This window comes from Streptomyces sp. NPDC092370, from assembly GCF_044755265.1.
Classification (GTDB): Bacteria; Actinomycetota; Actinomycetes; order Streptomycetales; family Streptomycetaceae; genus Streptomyces.
The window spans coordinates 387871-406994 of the sequence record NZ_JBIVQO010000002.1; the positions used below are offsets into that span (position 1 = coordinate 387871).

Sequence of the window (19124 nt, forward strand, 5' to 3'; positions counted from 1 at the left end):
ATCCCGCCGTCCTGGGAGGACTCCATGAGAAAACGCGCAGCCGCGCTGTGCGGCGCCGCCGTCGTCATGGCCGGGACCTTCACGGCCGTTCCCGCCGAGGCGAGCGCACCCAGCACCGCGCACACCACCCCGCAGGCCGCGAAGCTCACCTGGAAGAGCTGCGCCACCGAGGACTACCCGACGCTCCAGTGCGCGTCCCTGAAAGTGCCGCTCGACCACCGCAGGCCGCACGGGGAGAAGATCACCCTCGCCCTGTCCCGCGTCCCGCACACCGCCCGGACCCACCAGGGCCCGCTGCTGGTCAACCCCGGCGGTCCGGGAGGCAGCGGCCTGACGCTCGCCGGGTTCGTCGCGTCCTCGCTGCCCGCGAAGGTCGCGGCCCAGTACGACGTCATCGGCTTCGACCCGCGCGGCGTGGGAGCGAGCAAGCCGGCGCTGGACTGCGAGCCGGGCCACTTCGACCCGGTCCGCCCGAACTCTCTCCCGGCGACGCCCGCGATCGAGAAGGCCAACCTCGACCGCGCCAGGTCCTTCGCCGCCGCCTGCGGCAAGAAGTACGCGCACCTGCTGCCGTACATCAACACCACCAGCGCCGTGCGCGACATGGACGCGATCCGGCAGGCCCTGGGCGCGAAGAAGATCAACTACTTCGGCTACTCGTACGGCACCTACCTGGGCGCGGTCTACGCCCGGTTCTTCCCCCAGCGGGTCCGGCGGCTGGTCCTGGACTCGGTCGTCGACCCGACCGACGTCTGGTACGAGGCCAACCTCAACCAGGACGTGGCGTTCAACGACCGCCACCGCGCTTTCCTGGCCTGGGTCGCCAGGTACGACACGGCCTACGGGCTGGGCACGGATCCGGAGAAGATCGAGGCCAAGTGGTATGCGATGCGCGCGGCCCTGGCCAAGAAGCCGGCGGGCGGCACGGTGGGCGCCTCCGAACTGGAGGACACCTTCATCCCGGGCGGCTACTACAACGGCTACTGGCCGAGCCTCGCAGAGGCGTTCGCCGCGTACGTGAACGACAAGGACCCCGAGCCGCTGGTCGAGGCGTACGAGAACTTCGGCGCGGTCGACGCCTCGGGTGACAACGGCTACAGCGTCTACGCCGCGGTGCAGTGCCGGGACGCGTCCTGGCCGCGCGACTGGCGGCAGTGGCGCAAGGACAACCGGGCGGTGCACGAGAAGGCGCCGTTCATGACTTGGAACAACGCCTGGTACAACGCGCCGTGCGCGTTCTGGCCGACGGACTCGCTGCGCCCGGTGAACGTGGCCAACGGCAAGCTGCCGCCGGTGCTGCTGTTCCAGGCGACCGGGGACGCCGCCACCCCGTACGAGGGCGGTGTCACCGTGCACCGGCTGCTGGCCCGTTCCAGCCTGGTGGTCGAGGAGGGCGGCGGCAACCACGGCATCACGCTGAGCGGCAACGCCTGCCTGGACGAGCACCTGGCGGCGTACCTGACGGACGGCACCGTGCCGCGCGGCCACGGCGAGGCGGACGCGGTGTGCGAGGCGCTGCCGGACCCGAAGCCCGCGGCGGCCGCCGCTTCGCCTTCGGCACGGGGGGCGTCGGCCTCCTCGAACGGTTCGGCGCTGCACGGCCTGCTCGGGTTCCGTCACTGAACGTCTGACGATCCGTCGGGGGCGGGCACTGTCAGTCCCATGGTCCACCATGGACCCATGAGTGAGCTGACGAGGATCCCCGCCCCCGACAAAGTCGCCGGCGCGGCCCAGTACGGCCTCCCCCAAGCTCTCGACTCCGCTCGAGCGGGGGGTACCCCCACCGTCCTCGGCACGGGCCGTTTCGTGGCTGTCTCCGGCCGGCTCGCGCTCGACGAACAGGGGCGGCCGGTCGGCGAGGGCGACCCGGAGGCACAGGCCCGCCAGGTCTTCGAGAACCTCCGGCGCTGTCCGGCAGCCGACGGCGCGACCTTCGGCGACCTCGTCAAACCCACCAACTTCGTCACGGACATGGCGCACATGCCCGCCCTCCGCGCGGCCCGCGCCGAGCACATACCCGACGACCGCCTGCCGGCCGCTTCGGCGGTGCGGGTCACCGCGCCTGTCCGGCCGGAGTTCCTCATGGAGGTCGACGCGTCCGCGGTGGTGGCTTTGTGACAGGACGTCACATCAGGGAGATGACGCTCGCCGACTGCGACCGTGTCGCGGAGATCCGCATCCGCGGGTGGCAGAGCGCCTACCGGGGCCTGATCCCGCAGTCGTACCTGGACGGGCTCAGCGTGGAGGAGGACGCCGAGCGCCGTCGTACGTACCTCTCACAGGGCGACGGCAGTGTGGTGAACCTGGTCGCCGAGGACAGCGGCGGCGAGATCGTCGGCTGGGCGTGCCACGGGCCCTACCGGGAGGGAGAAGTCCTCACCCCGGACGTCGAGTTGTACGCCGTCTACGTCCACCCCGACCAGGTGGGACGAGGCGTCGGGCGGGCGCTGCTCGCCGAGGCCGTCGCGCGCTGCACCGCCGCGGGCCACGGCCGCCTCCTGCTGTGGGTGCTCAAGGGAAACGACCGGGCCCGCCGCTTCTACGAACGGGCCGGCTTCCGGGCGGACGGCGTCGAGGAGCCCTTCGAGGTGGAGGGGGTCGCCGTTCCCGAGGTGCGGTACGCCAGGACGCTCCCCCGCTGACGTCATCTCTGCTTCGGGATTCGCCCCAGCGCCCGCACCGCGGCCTCGGCCAGCGCCGGATGCGCGAGGGCCTCGTTGAGGACGGGCCGGGCCCGGGCGTCGCCCAGCGCGCCGAGCCCGTCCACACAGGCGAGGGCCACGCGGCGGTACGGGTCGTGTGGGCGCAGGCGCCGCTGGAGCGTGGTGATCAGCGCGGGCACCGCCTCCGGGGCGCGCAGCTCGACCAGGAGCCGGACCGGGTGCAAGGCGTAGGCGACCCGCAGTTCGTTGGTGGCCAGGGCGGCGGCCGCGCGGGCGGTACGGGGGTCGCCGAGCCGGGCGAGGGCGTGGGCGGCGGAGGCGCAGCGCGGGGGGTCACGGTGATTGAGCAGCAGTACCAGGGCCTCGAAGGCCCGCCGGTCCCGCGCGAGCCCCAGCCGGAACGCGGCCAGCTCCCTCGCCCACAGGTGCTGCCCGGGTGCGGTCAGCGCGGCCGCCAGGGTGTCGAGGTCGTCGGTCGCCACGAGCCGCTCGAACGCGGGCGGTGCTCCCGACTCCTGGCGTAAGCGCTCCGTGAGTGATCGCAACTCTTCGTCCATGAGTCAGAGGTTAGGGCCTGTCGTTCCCCTCAGGCCGGTTGTGAGGCACGGCTCCTGTCAGCCGACCCGAGCGGGGGCCTGGTGCGTCCAGCCGCAAAGTCGAGGAGGGCATCGACACGATGGGGGTCCCCCCTGCTCGAGCGGAGTCGAGAGCTCGGGGGCGACCGACGACAACGCCGCAGAGGGGCGTACCAGGCCCCGCGACACCGGGCTGATCCGAACGACAGGCCCTGAGGGCGTCGCGAGCCGCGGGACGTACATCACAAACCCGGGGGCTGGCGCGCTCGTTACCCGCCGGTTAAGCTCAGACGAGCGAGTTACCCACTCGCCTTTCCTCGCGGCGGTCTGGTGACGCGGCCGTCGTGAGAGCAGTCGGTTCGGTGCCCCAGGTACCGCAGTACGGCTCGGCCCCGGGACAGGGCCGGTCGGAACCGCCGTTCGCCCGGGCGTGTTGACGCCCGCGGAGGCGGCACCGGGCGTGTGCGCTTCGCAGCCCGGCCAGCACCCGCACTTTCCCACGCACCCGGTGCGCCCGTGGTCCGGCCCTGCCGGGCCGCCTTGGGCGCACCCGGAGCGCTCCCCGTCGTCACCCTCATCCTGGAGTCCCGCGATGGCCACTCCCCTTTCCGACCCGTCCCACTCCTCGCTGCGGACCGTCGCCGTCGTCGGCCTCGGCACGATGGGCACCGGCATCGCCGAGGTCCTCGCCAAGGCCGGCCGCACGGTCGTCGGCATCGACATCAGCGAGACCCAGGCCGCGAAGTGCGTCGCCGCCCTGGAGGCCTCCACCGCCCGCGGCGTCGAGCGTGGGCGGCTGACCGAGCAGGAGCGCGCCGACATCCTCGGCCGTGTCCGCACCTCCGCCGACCTGCGTTCCGCGGCCGACGCCGACCTGGTCATCGAGGTGGCCCCGGAGTCCTACGAGGTCAAGCAGCAGATCTTCCGGGAGCTGGACACGATCGTGCGCCCCGAGACGATCCTGGCGACCGGCACCAACGCCCTGTCGGTGACCCGTCTGGCCGCCGACTCCTCCCGCCCCGAGCGGGTGCTGGGCCTGCACTTCTTCAACCCGGCCCCGGCCATGAAGCTGGTGGAGGTCGTCTCCTCGGTGCTGACCGCGCCGGCCGCCGTCACGGCGGTCACCGACCTCGCGCTCGACCTGGGCAAGGAGCCCGTCGCGGTCGGCGACCGTCCGGGGTTCGTCGCCGACGGCCTGCTGTTCGGCTACCTCAACCAGGCGGCCGCGATGTACGAGGCGAAGTACGCCTCCCGCGAGGACATCGACGCCGCGATGCGGCTCGGCTGCGGCCTGCCGATGGGCCCGCTCGCCCTGCTCGACCTGATCGGCGTCGACACCGCGCGCACGGTCCTGGAGGCCATGTACGCCGAGTCCCGCGACCGGCTGCACGCCCCGGCACCGATTCTCAAGCAACTGAGCGAGGCGGGGCTGACCGGCCGCAAGGCGGGGCGGGGCTTCTACACGTACGAGGCGCCGGGCAGCCCGGCCGTCGTGCGGGACGCGCTGACGCCGCTGGAGGGCGGCGACCTGGCTCCCGGCCGGGAGATCCGCTCGGTCGGTGTCGCGGGCTCGGGCACCATGGCCTCCGGGATCGCCGAGGTCTTCGCCAAGGCCGGGTACGACGTGGTCATCGCCGCCCGCAGCGAGGAGAAGGCGCAGACCGCGAAGGCCCGGATCGGCAAGTCCCTGGCCCGTTCCGTCGACAAGGGCCGGATGACCGCCGAGGCCGCCGCGCAGACCCTGGAGCGGGTCACGCCGACCGGCACGTACGACGACTTCGCCGACGTCGACCTGGCCGTGGAGGCGGTCGCCGAGGACCTGGAGGTCAAGCGGCAACTGTTCGCGGCCCTGGACAAGGTCTGCAAGCCGGGCGCGATCCTGGCCACCACCACCTCGTCGCTGCCGGTCGTCGCGTGCGCCCGCGCCACATCCCGCCCGCAGGACGTGATCGGGATGCACTTCTTCAACCCGGCGCCGGCCATGAAGCTGGTCGAGGTCGTCCGCACGGTGCTGACCGCCGACGACGTGCACGCGACGGTCCGCGAGGTCTGCGCACGGATCAGGAAGCACCCGGTCGACTGCGGTGACCGGGCCGGCTTCATCGTGAACGCGCTGCTGTTCCCGTACCTGAACAACGCGATCAAGATGGTGCAGGAGCACTACGCGACACTCGACGACATCGACGCGGCCATGAAGCTGGGCGGCGGTTACCCGATGGGCCCCTTCGAGCTGCTGGACGTGGTCGGGCTGGACGTCTCGCTCGCCATCGAGAAGGTCCTGCACCGCGAGTTCCGCGACCCGGGGCTCGCTCCGGCGCCGCTGCTGGAGCACCTGGTGGCCGCGGGCTGCCTCGGCCGCAAGACCGGCCGTGGCTTCCGCGAATATGCCAAGCGCTGAGCGTCCCGGTGACTGGTTCCGGTCCGGCGTGGAGTGGGGCGGCCTGCTCGGCCCGGACCGGTTCCACCCGGCCGGCCGGGCCGCCCCTTCCCCGCCCTCAGGCGGCGGGGGAGAACCAGGTCATGCGCACCGAGCTGCGCACATGCAGTACGTTCAGGGCATGCCCCAGCCCGCCAAGTCCTCACGTACACCCGCCGCGACCGACGCGCCGGAGAGTGCCGCCGGTTCTCGCGCCGCCGCCCAGCGGCTCAAGATGCGCCGGGAACTTGCGGCCGCCGCGATGGAGCTGTTCGCGACGAAGGGGTACGAGGCGACCACCGTCGACGAGATCGCGGCCCAGGCCGGGGTCGCCCGCCGCACCTTCTTCCGCCACTTCCGTTCCAAGGAAGAGGCGATCTTCCCCGACCACGACGACACCCTGATTCGCGCCGAGGCGGTGCTCAACGCCGCGCCCGCGCACGAGCATCCGCTCGACACGGTGTGCCGCGGCATCAAGGAAGTCATGAGGATGTACGCGGCCCGGCCGGAGATCTCGGTCGCCCGCTACAAGCTGACGCGCGAGGTGCCCACCCTGCGCGAGGCGGAGATCGCGTCGGTGGCCCGTTACGAGCGCCTGTTCACCCGCTACCTCCTCGGCCACTTCGACGAGCGGGCGCACGCCGACGACGCCAACGACGACCCGCTGCTGGCGGAGGTCGCCGCGTCCGCGGTCGTCACCGCCCACAACCACGTCCTGCGGCGCTGGCTCCGGGCCGGCGGCCAGGGGGATGTGGAGGCGCAGCTGGATCACGCCTTCGCGATCGTGCGCAAGACGTTCGGGTCGGGCATCGGGGCCGGGCGCTCCGCGCAGCCGCAGCCGGCCGCCGCCACGGCGTCGGCGCAGGGCGAGGTGCTGGTGACCGTCGCCCGCACCGACGCCCCGCTCGACGAGGTCATGCGGACGATCGAGCAGGCGCTCAAGGAGCATTGAGCGGCCCACCGCACTGTGATGACGGCCACCCTTCGGGGTGGCCGTTTTGGCATGTCAGGGGCCCTTTCGTGGGCCCTCGCCGACGCCGTTCGATCGATCATCGCTCATATGTTGCGTAAAGATTTCATCTGAGAACAAGTTCTGGCACTCAGTGCCTTGCGGGGTGACACGCGGTGTCATACGTTGAAGGAGTCCGGACGACGTCCCGGCAGGCCGAACCCGCCTGCACGCCCGGGCGCCTGCGTCACAGGCAACCTCCCGCGCCACCCAGCGCTGCCGAACAGCACCACCGCCGAACCGACGGCACACCCTCAACCCTCAGCAGCACCGACGTACCCATCGGCGCCCCTCCCTCAGGGCGCTCACCGCCGGAGGCAACACCGTGACCGTTAAGGACATCCTGGCCGCGATCCAGTCGCCCGACTCCACGTCGGAGGACTTCGCCGCCCTCCCGCTCCCCGAGTCGTACCGCGCGATCACCGTGCACAAGGACGAGACGGAGATGTTCGCGGGCCTCGAGACCCGCGACAAGGACCCCCGCAAGTCGATCCACCTGGACGAGGTGCCGCTGCCCGAGCTCGGCCCGGGCGAGGCGCTGGTGGCCGTCATGGCCTCGTCGGTCAACTACAACTCGGTGTGGACGTCGATCTTCGAGCCGCTGTCGACCTTCGGCTTCCTGGAGCGCTACGGCCGCACCAACGAGCTGGCCAAGCGCCACGACCTGCCGTACCACATCATCGGCTCCGACCTCGCGGGCGTCGTCCTGCGTACCGGCCCGGGCGTCAACGCCTGGCGTCCCGGTGACGAGGTGGTCGCGCACTGTCTGTCCGTCGAGCTGGAGTCCTCGGACGGCCACAACGACACGATGCTCGACCCCGAGCAGCGCATCTGGGGCTTCGAGACCAACTTCGGCGGCCTCGCCGAGATCGCGCTGGTCAAGTCCAACCAGCTGATGCCGAAGCCCGACCACCTGTCGTGGGAGGAGGCCGCCGCCCCCGGCCTGGTCAACTCCACCGCCTACCGGCAGCTGGTCTCCCGCAACGGCGCCGGCATGAAGCAGGGCGACAACGTCCTCATCTGGGGCGCGAGCGGCGGCCTCGGCTCGTACGCCACGCAGTTCGCCCTCGCCGGCGGCGCCAACCCGATCTGTGTCGTCTCCAGCGACCAGAAGGCGGAGATCTGCCGCTCGATGGGCGCCGAGGCGATCATCGACCGCAGCGCCGAGGGCTACAAGTTCTGGAAGGACGAGCACACCCAGGACCCCAAGGAGTGGAAGCGCTTCGGCAAGCGCATCCGCGAACTCACCGGCGGCGAGGACATCGACATCGTCTTCGAGCACCCCGGCCGCGAGACCTTCGGCGCGAGCGTCTACGTCACCCGCAAGGGCGGCACCATCACCACCTGCGCCTCGACCTCGGGCTACATGCACGAGTACGACAACCGCTACCTGTGGATGTCGCTGAAGCGGATCATCGGCTCGCACTTCGCGAACTACCGCGAGGCCTGGGAGGCCAACCGGCTCATCGCGAAGGGCAAGATCCACCCGACCCTGTCCAAGGTGTACTCCCTTCAGGACACCGGCCAGGCCGCCTTCGACGTGCACCGCAACCTCCACCAGGGCAAGGTCGGCGTGCTGTGCATGGCCCCCGAGGAGGGCCTGGGCGTGCGCGACGAGGCCAAGCGCGCCCAGCACATCGACGCCATCAACCGCTTCCGGAACATCTGAGGAGCACCGGATGACTGAGCGTCAGCCCACTGAAGGCAAGCGGGAGAAGGACCGGCCGTGGCTCATGCGCACGTACGCCGGTCACTCCACGGCCGAGGCGTCCAACGAGCTGTACCGGCGCAACCTCGCCAAGGGCCAGACAGGTCTGTCGGTGGCGTTCGACCTGCCGACGCAGACCGGCTACGACTCCGACCACATCCTCGCCCGCGGCGAGGTCGGCCGGGTCGGCGTGCCGATCGCGCACGTCGGTGACATGCGCCGGCTGTTCCAGGACATCCCCCTGGAGCAGATGAACACCTCGATGACGATCAACGCCACCGCCATGTGGCTGCTGGCGCTCTACCAGGTCGTCGCCGAGGAGCAGGGCGCGGACATCACCAAGCTCCAGGGCACGACCCAGAACGACATCGTCAAGGAGTACCTGTCCCGCGGCACGCACGTCTTTCCGCCGGGCCCCTCGCTCCGCCTGACGACGGACATGATCGCGTACACGGTCTCCCACCTCCCGAAGTGGAACCCGATCAACATCTGCAGCTACCACCTGCAGGAGGCGGGCGCCACGCCGGTCCAGGAGATCGCGTACGCCATGTCCACCGCGATCGCCGTCCTCGACGCCGTGCGCGACTCCGGCCAGGTGCCGCAGGAGCGCATGGGCGATGTCGTGGCCCGCATCTCCTTCTTCGTCAACGCGGGCGTCCGCTTCGTCGAGGAGATGTGCAAGATGCGGGCCTTCGGCCGCATCTGGGACCGCATCACCCGTGAGCGGTACGGCATCGAGAACCCCAAGCAGCGCCGTTTCCGCTACGGCGTCCAGGTCAACTCCCTTGGCCTGACGGAGGCGCAGCCGGAGAACAACGTCCAGCGGATCGTGCTGGAGATGCTGGCCGTCACCCTCTCCAAGGACGCACGCGCGCGTGCCGTGCAGCTGCCCGCCTGGAACGAGGCCCTCGGCCTGCCCCGCCCCTGGGACCAGCAGTGGTCGCTGCGCATCCAGCAGGTGCTGGCGTACGAGAGCGACCTGCTGGAGTACGAGGACATCTTCGAGGGCTCGAAGGTGATCGAGGCGAAGGTGGAGCAGCTGGTCGAGGCGGCGTTCGCCGAGATCGACCGCATCCAGGAGATGGGCGGAGCGATGGCGGCCGTCGAGTCCGGCTACCTCAAGTCGCAGCTGGTCGCCTCGCACGCCGAGCGCCGGGGCCGGATCGAGTCCGGCCAGGAGAAGATCATCGGCGTCAACATCTTCGAGGGTACCGAGCCGAACCCGCTCACCGCCGATCTGGACACCGCCATCCAGACGGTGGACCCGGCGGTCGAGGCCCGGGTCGTCGCCGCGCTCCAGCAGTGGCGCGACAGCCGCTACCAGCCGCCCTTCAACCACCCGCGGCCCTGCAAGGCGCTGGAGCGGCTGAAGGAGGCCGCGCGCGGCGACGAGAACCTCATGGAGGCCACCCTTGAGTGCGCGCGCGCCGGGGCGACGACCGGCGAGTGGGCCGGGGCCCTGCGCGAGGTGTTCGGCGAGTTCCGGGCGCCTACGGGCGTCTCCTCGGCGCCGGTGGCGGTCCCCGTCGAGGAGGGCAGCACGCTCGCCCTGGTCCGCCGCAAGGTCGACCTCACGGCCAAGGACCTGAACGTGGGCAAGCTGCGCTTCCTGGTCGGCAAGCCGGGCCTGGACGGGCACTCCAACGGCGCCGAGCAGATCGCCGTGCGGGCGCGCGACGCCGGCTTCGAGGTGGTCTACCAGGGCATCCGGCTGACGCCCGAGCAGATCGTGGACGCGGCCCTCGCCGAGGACGTGCACGCGGTGGGCCTGTCCATCCTGTCCGGATCGCACGCCCAACTGGTGCCGGACGTCCTCGAACGGCTCCGTGTGGCCGGTGCCACAGATATACCGGTGATCGCCGGTGGCATCATCCCCAACGGTGATGCCGAGCAGCTCAGGGCAGCCGGAGTGGCCGCGGTCTTCACCCCGAAGGACTTCGACATCACCGGAATCATCGGCCGCATCGTCGACGAGATCCGGAAAGCGAACAAGCTCGACCCCCTGGAGGTCCCCGCATGACCAGCCCTGCTCCGCAGGTCAACCGCCTTCGCCCCCGGCGTTCCTGCCTGGCGGTACCGGGCTCGAACCCGCGCTTCCTGGAGAAGGCCCAGGGCCTCCCGGCGGACCAGGTCTTCCTCGACCTGGAGGACGCGTGCGCCCCGCTCGCCAAGCCCGAGGCGCGGCACACCATCGTCAAGTTCCTCAACGAGGGCGACTGGACGGGCAAGACGCGGGTCGTGCGCGTCAACGACTGGACGACCGAGTGGACGTACCGCGATGTCGTCACGGTCGTGGAGGGCGCCGGCCAGAACCTCGACTGCATCATGCTGCCGAAGGTGCAGACGGCCCAGCAGGTCGTCGCCCTGGACCTGCTGCTGACGCAGATCGAGAAGACCATGGGCTTCGAGGTCGGCAAGATCGGCATCGAGGCGCAGATCGAGAACGCGCAGGGCCTGAACAACGTCAACGAGATCGCGCAGGCCTCGCCGCGCGTGGAGACGATCATCTTCGGCCCGGCCGACTTCATGGCGTCCATCAACATGAAGTCGCTGGTCGTGGGCGAGCAGCCGCCCGGCTACCCGGCGGACGCCTACCACTACATCCTGATGAAGATCCTGATGGCCGCCCGCGCCAACAACCTCCAGGCGATCGACGGCCCCTACCTCCAGATCCGCAACATCGACGGCTACCGCGAGGTCGCCCAGCGCGCCGCCGCCCTCGGCTTCGACGGCAAGTGGGTGCTGCACCCGGGCCAGGTCGAGGCGTCCAACGAGATCTTCTCGCCGTCGCAGGAGGACTACGACCACGCCGAGCTGATCCTGGACGCGTACGACTACTACACGTCCGAGGCGGGCGGCAAGAAGGGCTCGGCGATGCTCGGCGACGAGATGATCGACGAGGCCAGCCGCAAGATGGCGCTCGTCATCTCCGGCAAGGGCCGCGCCGCCGGCATGCAGCGCACCAGCAAGTTCGAGATTCCCGCCGACTAGAAAGGCGCTGAGCGCGATGCAGTTCGGGCGCACCTACGAGGAGTTCGAGGTCGGGGCGACGTACAAGCACTGGCCGGGCAAGACGGTCACGGAGTACGACGACCACCTGTTCTGTCTCCTCACCATGAACCACCACCCACTCCACATGGACACGAACTATGCGGAGAAGACGACGGACTTCGGCAAGAACGTCGTCGTCGGGAACTACATCTACTCGCTGCTGCTCGGCATGTCCGTACCGGACATCTCCGGCAAGGCCATCGCCAACCTGGAGATCGAGTCGCTGAAGCACGTGGCGCCGACCTTCCACGGCGACACGATCTACGGCCAGACCACCGTGCTCGACAAGTGGCCGTCGAAGTCGAAGAACGACCGCGGCATCGTCTACGTCGAGACCAAGGGCTACAAGCAGGACGGCACGCTGGTCTGCGTCTTCCGCCGCAAGGTGATGGTGCCGACCGAGACGTACATCAAGGAGCGCGGCGGCGAGCAGCCCGGCCGCCCCGAGCTCAGGGAGCAGGAGAAGTAGCCATGGCGCGACTCGCCCAGACCGCCGGTCTGACGGACGTCCAGCAGGAGATCCTGTCCACCGTCCGGGACTTCGTGGACAAGGAGATCATTCCGGTCGCCACGGAGCTGGAGCACCGCGACGAGTACCCGCAGCAGATCGTCGACGGGCTGAAGGAGTTGGGCCTGTTCGGCCTGATGATCCCCGAGGAGTACGGGGGGCTGGGCGAGTCGCTCCTGACCTACGCGCTGTGCGTGGAGGAGATCGCCCGCGGGTGGATGTCGGTGTCCGGCATCATCAACACCCACTTCATCGTGGCGTACATGCTCAAGCAGCACGGCACGCAGGAGCAGAAGGACCACTTCCTGCCGCGGATGGCGGCCGGTGACATCCGGGGCGCGTTCTCGATGTCGGAGCCGGGCCTCGGTTCGGACGTGTCGGCGATCACGTCGAAGGCGGTGAGGGACGGCGAGGAGTACGTCCTGAACGGCCAGAAGATGTGGCTCACGAACGGCGGAACGTCGTCTCTGGTGGCCGTTCTCGTAAAAAGTGACGAAGGTCACCCCGAGGGGACGGCCCCCCACAAGTCGATGACCACCTTCCTGGTCGAGAAGGAGCCCGGCTTCGGCGAGGTGCGTCCCGGCCTCACCATCCCCGGCAAGATCGACAAGATGGGCTACAAGGGGGTCGACACCACCGAGCTCATCATGGATGGCCTGCGGATTCCCGCGGATCGAGTGCTCGGCGGCGTCACCGGCCGCGGTTTCTATCAGATGATGGACGGCGTGGAGGTCGGCCGCGTCAATGTGGCGGCGCGTGGTTGTGGCGTCGCTCAGCGTGCGTTCGAACTGGGTGTTCGGTACGCGCAGCAGCGCCACACCTTCGGGAAGCCGATCGCCCAGCACCAGGCGATCCAGTTCAAGCTGGCCGAGATGGCTACCAAGGTCGAGGCCGCGCATGCGATGATGGTGAACGCGGCACGCAAAAAGGACTCCGGGGAGCGAAACGACCTTGAGGCTGGGATGGCGAAGTACCTCGCCTCCGAGTACTGCAAGGAGGTCGTCGAGGACTCCTTCCGGATCCACGGCGGCTACGGCTTCTCCAAGGAGTACGAGATCGAGCGCCTCTACCGTGAGGCCCCGATGCTGCTGATCGGTGAAGGTACCGCCGAGATCCAAAAAATGATCATCGGCAGGCGGCTGCTCGAAGAGTATCGATTCCAGGGCTAGATGTCCGGATACGGGGTGTTTTCTTGGAGAAGAAGATCACACCCCGTCAGCACTCTTCTGCCGCCGACTCGGCTGCCTGGCTTACCCAGTTAGGGCCCCGAGCCGCTACGATCGCCGGAAAGCCGCCGTCCCCCGTCAGAGTGCGGCATCATCCGCTACGAAGGTCATTCATGCCCCACAGCCAAACCTCTGCACCACGCGACAGCCGGGCCGGCGTACGCCTCGCGCGCGGAGCATCGCCGTGGCTCCTTCCGACCGTCGCCACCGCAGCCCTCAGCCTGGCGCGGGCCCGGCGCTCCGGCGCCGCCAAGGCCGTCGCCGTTCCCGCCACCGCGCTCGCGGCGGGGATGCTGTGGTTCTTCCGCGACCCCGAGCGCGAGATCACCCAGGGCCGGGTCATCTCGCCCGCCGACGGTGTGGTGCAGAGCATCATGCCGTGGAAGGACGGCCGCACGCGCGTCGCGATCTTCATGAGTCCGCTCAACGTCCACGTCAACCGCGCGCCGCTGGCCGGCACGGTGACGTCGGTCGAGCACATCCCCGGTGGCTTCGTTCCCGCCTTCAACAAGGAGAGCGAGAACAACGAGCGTGTCGTCTGGCACTTCGACACCGAGCTCGGCGACATCGAGATGATCCAGATCGCCGGTGCTGTCGCCCGCCGCATCGTTCCCTACCTGCCCCAGGGCACCAAGGTCGAGCAGGGCGAGCGGATCGGCCTGATCCGCTTCGGCTCGCGCGTCGACCTCTATCTGCCCGAGGGCGTGGAGGTCGCGGTCGAGGTGGGACAGAAGACCGTGGCTGGGGTGACTCGCATTGACCGTGATTGATCCTGACACCAAGGCCGGCTGGGTCCCGGAGGCGGACGAGGTCGACGAAGAAGAGGAGATGCCCCTCTCTCTTCGCCTGTCGATAGCGGACACCCTGACGCTCGGCAACGCCACGTGCGGCTTCATGGCGGTGTACTTCACCACCACCGGCATCCTGATCCCGCACCTCACGGGCAGCCAGGAGACCGGCATGGCCCGCCACAGCGCGGCCACGGCGGTCATCCTCATGCTCTGCGCGGCGGTCTTCGACCTCTTCGACGGTCTGGTGGCGCGCAAGCTGCGCTCCTCCCCCATGGGCGCGGAGCTGGACAACCTCTCCGACCTGATCAGCTTCGGTCTGGCGCCGGCGTACTTCGTGCTGGTGTACGGCATGGTCGCGGACGACGCGCACCAGCGGGTGGCCGCGGTCGGGGCGATCGTCGTACTGCTGGCGGTGGTGCTGCGGCTCGCCCGGTTCTCGTGCGTCACGGTCAAGGACGGCACCTTCCAGGGCATGCCCTCGCCGTTCGGCGCGCTGACGGTCGTGTCCATCGTGCTGCTGGAGCTGCCCTTCGTGGCGACGCTGCTGGCGATCCTGGGGACCGCGTGGCTCATGGTGAGCCGCGTGGAGTACCCCAAGCCGCGGGGCAGGCTCGCGGTGGCGATGCTGTCGTGGATCGTGCTGGGCATGGGCCTGATGGCGGCCTGGGCCTTCGACGCGCCGAGCGGACAGCTGCTCCTGCAGACGGGGTGTGCGCTGCAGCTGGTCATGGGGGCGGTGATCCCGCTGTTCGCGACGGCCCGGCGGGTGAACAACTTCCGCGACAATCGACGCGAGGCGCGGGCGGCTCAGCTGCCGTAGCGCTCTGACGTGGCATGGCGAAGGGCCCCGGACCGGGATTCGGTCCGGGGCCCTTCGCCATGTCCTGAAGCCCGGGCCTGAAGCCCAGGCCTGAAGCACAAGACCTGAAGCCCAGGCCTGAAGCACAAGACCTGAAGCCCAGGCCTGGAGCACAAGGCCTGCAGAGCCAGGCCAGAAGAGCCAGGCCAGAAGAGCCTGTCCTGGGAGGCTCAGGTCAGGAAGTCCCGCGCGATCCGTTCCGCGACCCGCTCCAGGATCGGACCCGCCTCGGCGATGCACGTCGCCACGTCCGGTTCCGCGTCCGTCAGGGGGTAGGCCCGGCGGAAACCGGCGCGGCCCAGAGTCTGGGGCGGCAGGGCGAGCCGGCCGCAGACGGCCACGACGTCCTTGCCGGCGGCACGGGCCGCCGTGGCGACGCCCGCCGGGGCCTTGCCGTGGAGGGTCTGCTCGTCGAGGGAGCCCTCGCCGGTGATGACCAGGTCGGCACGGTCCAGGGCGGGGGCGAAGCCCAGGACGTCGAGCATCACCTCGATGCCGGGGCGGAACCGGGCGCCCAGCAGCAGGGCGCCGTAGCCGATGCCGCCCGCCGCGCCCGCACCGGGCGATGCCGCGTACTCGGCGGCCCGCGGCCCGGCCGGCCCCTCCAGCACCTCGGCGAAGTGCGCGAGGGCGCTGTCCAGGGCCTCCACGTCGTCCGCTGAAGCGCCCTTCTGCGGGCCGTAGACCGCGGATGCGCCCTTCGGGCCGGTCAGCGGATTGTCCACGTCGCTCGCGAGGACCAGCTCGACCTCGCCGAGGCGCGGGTCGAGTCCCGACAGGTCGGCGGTGGCCAGCTCGGCGAGTCCGCCACCGCCCGGAGGCACCGGCTCCCCGTCGGCGTCCAGGAACCGGGCGCCCAGCGCGGACAGCATCCCGGCGCCGCCGTCGGTGGTGGCGCTGCCGCCGACCCCGAAGACGATCGTGCGGGCGCCCGCGTCCAGGGCGGCCCGCAAGAGCTCGCCGGAGCCGTACGTGGACGCCGTGAGTGGGGCGAAGACCCCGGCGGGCAGTCGCTGCAGCCCGCTCGCCTCGGCCATCTCCACGACCGCGGTACCCCCGCGCAGCGCGAACGCCGCCGTCACCTCCTCGCCGAGAGGCCCGGCGACCCGTACCTCCCGGCGTTCGAACCCGGCCGCGACCGCCGCGGCCACGGTCCCGTCGCCACCGTCGGCCACGGGCAGCGCCTCGACCTCGAGGTCCGGCAGGACCCGGCGCAACCCGGCCGTGACCCGCTCGGCGACCTCCACGGCCGTCAGCGACCCCTTGAACTTGTCCGCGGCGACGAGCACCCGCTGTGCCTTCCGGGTATCGCTCACTGCAGCGTCCGCCACTTGCACTCCCCTTGCTCTCCGGGCCCTCACGCACGTCAAGGCCAGTCGCGCCGCTGTGACCTTAACCGCAGGACGCCCCGGTCGTCAGCACGTGCCCATCTCCTGGACCTACGGCTCCCGCCCCGCAGACGGGTGGATCGCGCGAAACGGGTAGACCGTAACCATGGCCCTTGCGCACACCGAGACGGACCTGGCCGACCGCGTCCTCGGCGGCTGGACGGGCCGCATCGCGGGCAACATGCTCGGCAAACCCGTCGAACAGGGCGAGATCTGGTCGCGCGACCGCATCGACCGCTACCTCAGGCGGGCCGCCGCCCTCCCCCTGACCGACTACCTGCCCGAGCCCACCGACGACGAGGCGACCGCGCTGCGCCCCGAGTGGCGCCAGTGCGTGCGCGGCCGCATCCACGGCAGTTGCCGTGACGACGACGTCGACTACGCGATTCTCGGCCTCGACCTGCTGGAGACGCACGGTTTCGGCTTCAGCACCGAGCAGGTCGGCGACCTGTGGCTGCTGCGGCTGCCGTACCTGCAGACGTTCACCGCCGAACGGGCCGCCTACCGCAACCTCGCAGGCGGGCTGAAGCCGCCGCTGACCGCGACGTACGACAACCCGTACCAGGAGTGGATCGGCGCCCTCATCCGCGCCGACATCTTCGGCTGGACCTGCCCGGGCGACCCGCGCCGGGCCGCTTCGCTCGCCCGGAGGGACGCGGTGCTGTCGCACACCGGCAACGGGGTCTACGGGGCGATGTGGGCGGCGGCGCTGATCGCGGCGGCGTTCACGGCACCCACCGTGCGCCGGGCCGTCGACGAGGCCCTGGCCGTGATCCCGGCGAGCAGCCGCCTCGCCCGCACGGTGCGCCGGGTGGTCTCGCTGCACGGCACCCGGCTGTCCTGGGAGGACACGCTCAGCACGGTCGCCGAGGAGACCGCCGGGACGGGCTGGATCCACACCGTGCCGAACGCGGCCGTCCTCACCGCCGGCCTGCTCTACGGCGACGGCGACTTCACCCGCACCATCACCCTGACCGTCCGGGGCGGCCTGGACACCGACTCCAACGGCGCGACCGCGGGTTCGGTGGCCGGCGTGTTCGGCGGGGCGCAGGCCATTCCCGACCAGTGGAAGGCCCCGCTGGAGGACAGGGTGCGCAGCGCGGTGTTCGGCTTCGACGGGGTGCGGATCAGCGAGCTGGCGGAGCGGACACTGCGGCTGGCGGAACCGGCGGCCTAGCGGCCGGGGACGAGGTGGGCCGCGGTGGTTACCCTGCACCGGTGACTTCCTCTCCTGACTACGCCGCCTACATCGCGTCGCTGCCCCGCGTCCTGGCCGGCGCCGCCGCGCTGTTCCGGGACGGCGAGGGCCGTGTCCTGCTGGTCGAGCCCAACTACCGGCAGGGCTGGGCGCTGCCTGGCGGCACCGTCGAGTCCGACGACGGCGAGACCCCGCGGCAGGGCGCGCGGCGCGAGACGGCCGAGGAGATCGGACTCGACCGTGAGCTCGGCCGGCTGCTGGCGGTGGACTGGGTGCAGGGCCCGGGCCGTCCGCCCGTGGTGGCGTACCTCTACGACGGCGGGGTGCTGAGCGAGGACGAGCTGAAGGCGATCCGCCTCCAGGAGGAGGAGTTGCTGTCCTGGCGGCTGGTCCCACGCGGGGAACTGACCGCGTACCTGCCGGGCGCTCTCGGCGGCCGGGTCCTGGCCGCCCTCGACGTCCTGGCGGACGGCTCGGGGGCGGCGGAGCTGGAGAACGGCCGGCGGGTGGACTGACGGGTCCGGCCGCCCGTCCCTCGGTACCCCGTTCGGTATCCGCTCGCCGCCGCACCGCTGCCCGCCTACCCTCGGTGTCATGGCCAAGCCCCTCGTCGCCCTGCTCACCGGTGCGGGTGTCAGCACCGACTCCGGGATTGCGGACTACCGCGGGCCGAACGGGCTGTGGCGCCGGGATCCGGAGGCCGAGAAGCTCGTCACCTACGCGTCCTACATGGGCGACCCGGAGATCCGCCGCCGGTCGTGGCGCATGCGGCTGGAGAACCACGCGCTGCGTCCCGAGCCCAACGCCGCGCACCGGGCGGTGGCGCAGCTGGAGCGGTCCGGGGTACCGGTGCGGGTGATCACGCAGAACGTGGACGGGTTGCACCAGCTCGCCGGGATGCCCGACCGCAAGGTGCTCGAACTGCACGGCACGGCACGGCGTTTCGTCTGCACCGGCTGCCGTGCCCGCGGCCCGATGGAGGACGCGCTCGCCCGGATCGAGGCCGGTGAGGAGGATCCGCCGTGCCGGGAGTGCGGCCAGATCCTGAAACCGGCGACGGTCATGTTCGGCGAGCGGCTCGACCCCGTCGTCCTCGGCGAAGCGGCGGCCATCAGCAAGGCCTGCCAGGTCTTCGTCGCGGCCGGCACCAGCCTCCAGGTCCAGCCCGCGGCGGGGCTCGCCGGTGTCGCCGCCGACCACGGCGCCCGCCTGATCGTCGTCAACGCCGAGCCGACCCCGTACGACGACCGTGCCGACGAGATCGTCCGCGATCCCATCGGCACGGCCCTTCCGGAGCTGCTGCGCCGTCTCACGGCCGGGGCGAGCCCCGCAGGTCCTCCAGGCGAGTGAGCGCGTCACGCCCCTGGTCCCGCTCGGCTTCGGTGAGAACGAGCGCGGCGGCCCGGGCCAGGGCGGTCGCGGCCGCCTCCTCGTCGCCGAGCCGCCCCACGACGTCCGCGCGCAGGACGAGGAGCTGAAGCAGCTGTACGCGCGTCGTCGTCTCCTCCATCAGGCGCAGCATCCGGTCGATGACCTTGGCGGCGCCCGTCGCGTCCCCCTTGGAGACCGCCAGGAGGGACGCGAAGTGCAGGGCCCGCGCGAACGTCTCCTCGGCGGCGGTCCCGTGGTGCCGCTCCTCGCCCGTGCGCTGTCCGACACGGACGCAGTTGCCTCCGGGGTCGGTCATGAGGAGCTGCCGCACGCCGTACGACATGTCTTGATGAGTCGGAGG

The 19124-nt window shown here is 70.7% G+C and carries 18 protein-coding genes; 15 read left to right on the forward strand and 3 right to left on the reverse strand.

The features are described 5' to 3' along the window. Positions 1 to 24: 24 nt before the first annotated feature. Genes ACIQHQ_RS08415 through ACIQHQ_RS08425 form a run of 3 tightly spaced genes read left to right on the forward strand, consistent with a single transcriptional unit; the run spans position 25 to position 2642 of the window. Positions 25 to 1623 carry an alpha/beta hydrolase gene (locus tag ACIQHQ_RS08415; protein WP_402610970.1) on the forward strand — a complete coding sequence of 533 codons (1599 nt, stop codon included), beginning with the start codon at positions 25 to 27 and terminating at the stop codon, positions 1621 to 1623. A 57-nt stretch (positions 1624 to 1680) separates the two neighbouring features. Further along, positions 1681 to 2118, forward strand: coding sequence for a RidA family protein (locus ACIQHQ_RS08420; RefSeq protein ID WP_402610971.1), 438 nt, complete (start codon positions 1681 to 1683; stop codon positions 2116 to 2118). A 20-nt stretch (positions 2119 to 2138) separates the two neighbouring features. Then, positions 2139 to 2642: a GNAT family N-acetyltransferase gene (locus ACIQHQ_RS08425; protein WP_402611612.1), complete on the forward strand. Its 504-nt coding sequence runs from the start codon at positions 2139 to 2141 to the stop codon at positions 2640 to 2642. A gap of 2 nt (positions 2643 to 2644) precedes the next feature. Here ACIQHQ_RS08425 and ACIQHQ_RS08430 read toward each other — a convergent pair whose 3' ends face one another. Further along, positions 2645 to 3220 (reverse strand): adenylosuccinate lyase, encoded by a 576-nt coding sequence (locus ACIQHQ_RS08430; RefSeq protein WP_402610972.1) that lies wholly within the window; start codon positions 3218 to 3220, stop codon positions 2645 to 2647. A 610-nt stretch (positions 3221 to 3830) separates the two neighbouring features. On the opposite strand from ACIQHQ_RS08430, the gene ACIQHQ_RS08435 reads away from it, so the two are divergent. From ACIQHQ_RS08435 to pssA, 9 genes are all read left to right on the forward strand, one after another. Beyond that, a complete protein-coding gene (locus ACIQHQ_RS08435; protein WP_402610973.1) occupies positions 3831 to 5636 on the forward strand; it encodes a 3-hydroxyacyl-CoA dehydrogenase family protein in 1806 nt (601 codons plus the stop codon). Between the two features lie 142 nt (positions 5637 to 5778). Continuing rightward, positions 5779 to 6606, forward strand: a complete 828-nt coding sequence (locus ACIQHQ_RS08440) for a TetR family transcriptional regulator (RefSeq protein WP_402610974.1) — start codon at positions 5779 to 5781, stop codon at positions 6604 to 6606. A 382-nt stretch (positions 6607 to 6988) separates the two neighbouring features. Continuing rightward, positions 6989 to 8332: a crotonyl-CoA carboxylase/reductase gene (ccrA, locus tag ACIQHQ_RS08445; protein ID WP_402610975.1), complete on the forward strand. Its 1344-nt coding sequence runs from the start codon at positions 6989 to 6991 to the stop codon at positions 8330 to 8332. Between the two features lie 10 nt (positions 8333 to 8342). Beyond that, a complete protein-coding gene (locus ACIQHQ_RS08450; protein WP_402610976.1) occupies positions 8343 to 10391 on the forward strand; it encodes a protein meaA in 2049 nt (682 codons plus the stop codon). Beyond that, complete coding sequence (locus ACIQHQ_RS08455) at positions 10388 to 11362, forward strand: HpcH/HpaI aldolase/citrate lyase family protein (RefSeq protein WP_402610977.1); 975 nt, start codon at positions 10388 to 10390, stop codon at positions 11360 to 11362. The genes ACIQHQ_RS08450 and ACIQHQ_RS08455 overlap by 4 nt, the downstream gene beginning before the upstream one ends. A 16-nt stretch (positions 11363 to 11378) precedes the next feature. Next, positions 11379 to 11891 (forward strand): MaoC family dehydratase, encoded by a 513-nt coding sequence (locus ACIQHQ_RS08460; RefSeq protein WP_030843910.1) that lies wholly within the window; start codon positions 11379 to 11381, stop codon positions 11889 to 11891. 2 nt (positions 11892 to 11893) lie between these two features. Continuing rightward, complete coding sequence (locus tag ACIQHQ_RS08465; RefSeq protein WP_402610978.1) at positions 11894 to 13099, forward strand: acyl-CoA dehydrogenase family protein; 1206 nt, start codon at positions 11894 to 11896, stop codon at positions 13097 to 13099. A gap of 170 nt (positions 13100 to 13269) precedes the next feature. Further along, a complete protein-coding gene (locus tag ACIQHQ_RS08470; protein WP_033309199.1) occupies positions 13270 to 13926 on the forward strand; it encodes a phosphatidylserine decarboxylase in 657 nt (218 codons plus the stop codon). A 58-nt stretch (positions 13927 to 13984) separates the two neighbouring features. Continuing rightward, positions 13985 to 14767: a CDP-diacylglycerol--serine O-phosphatidyltransferase gene (pssA, locus tag ACIQHQ_RS08475; protein ID WP_051185636.1), complete on the forward strand. Its 783-nt coding sequence runs from the start codon at positions 13985 to 13987 to the stop codon at positions 14765 to 14767. Between the two features lie 209 nt (positions 14768 to 14976). Here pssA and ACIQHQ_RS08480 read toward each other — a convergent pair whose 3' ends face one another. Then, on the reverse strand, positions 14977 to 16095 hold the full coding sequence (locus tag ACIQHQ_RS08480) for a glycerate kinase (RefSeq protein ID WP_402611613.1): 1119 nt from the start codon (positions 16093 to 16095) through the stop codon (positions 14977 to 14979). A gap of 205 nt (positions 16096 to 16300) precedes the next feature. Here ACIQHQ_RS08480 and ACIQHQ_RS08485 point away from each other — a divergent pair, with 205 nt between their 5' ends. The 3 genes from ACIQHQ_RS08485 (at position 16301) to ACIQHQ_RS08495 (ending at position 18742) form a co-directional block, all read left to right on the forward strand. Further along, complete coding sequence (locus ACIQHQ_RS08485) at positions 16301 to 17371, forward strand: ADP-ribosylglycohydrolase family protein (RefSeq protein ID WP_402610980.1); 1071 nt, start codon at positions 16301 to 16303, stop codon at positions 17369 to 17371. A 41-nt stretch (positions 17372 to 17412) separates the two neighbouring features. Then, on the forward strand, positions 17413 to 17907 hold the full coding sequence (locus ACIQHQ_RS08490; RefSeq protein ID WP_402610981.1) for an NUDIX domain-containing protein: 495 nt from the start codon (positions 17413 to 17415) through the stop codon (positions 17905 to 17907). A 79-nt stretch (positions 17908 to 17986) separates the two neighbouring features. Next, entirely contained in the window at positions 17987 to 18742 is a 756-nt protein-coding gene (locus ACIQHQ_RS08495; protein WP_402610982.1) for an SIR2 family NAD-dependent protein deacylase, read from the forward strand. On the opposite strand, the gene ACIQHQ_RS08500 is transcribed toward ACIQHQ_RS08495, so the two are convergent. After that, the gene (locus ACIQHQ_RS08500) at positions 18702 to 19106 is read right to left on the reverse strand and encodes a hypothetical protein (RefSeq protein ID WP_402610983.1); all 405 of its coding nucleotides are present in this window, start codon (positions 19104 to 19106) and stop codon (positions 18702 to 18704) included. The genes ACIQHQ_RS08495 and ACIQHQ_RS08500 overlap by 41 nt on opposite strands. Positions 19107 to 19124: the final 18 nt, after the last annotated feature.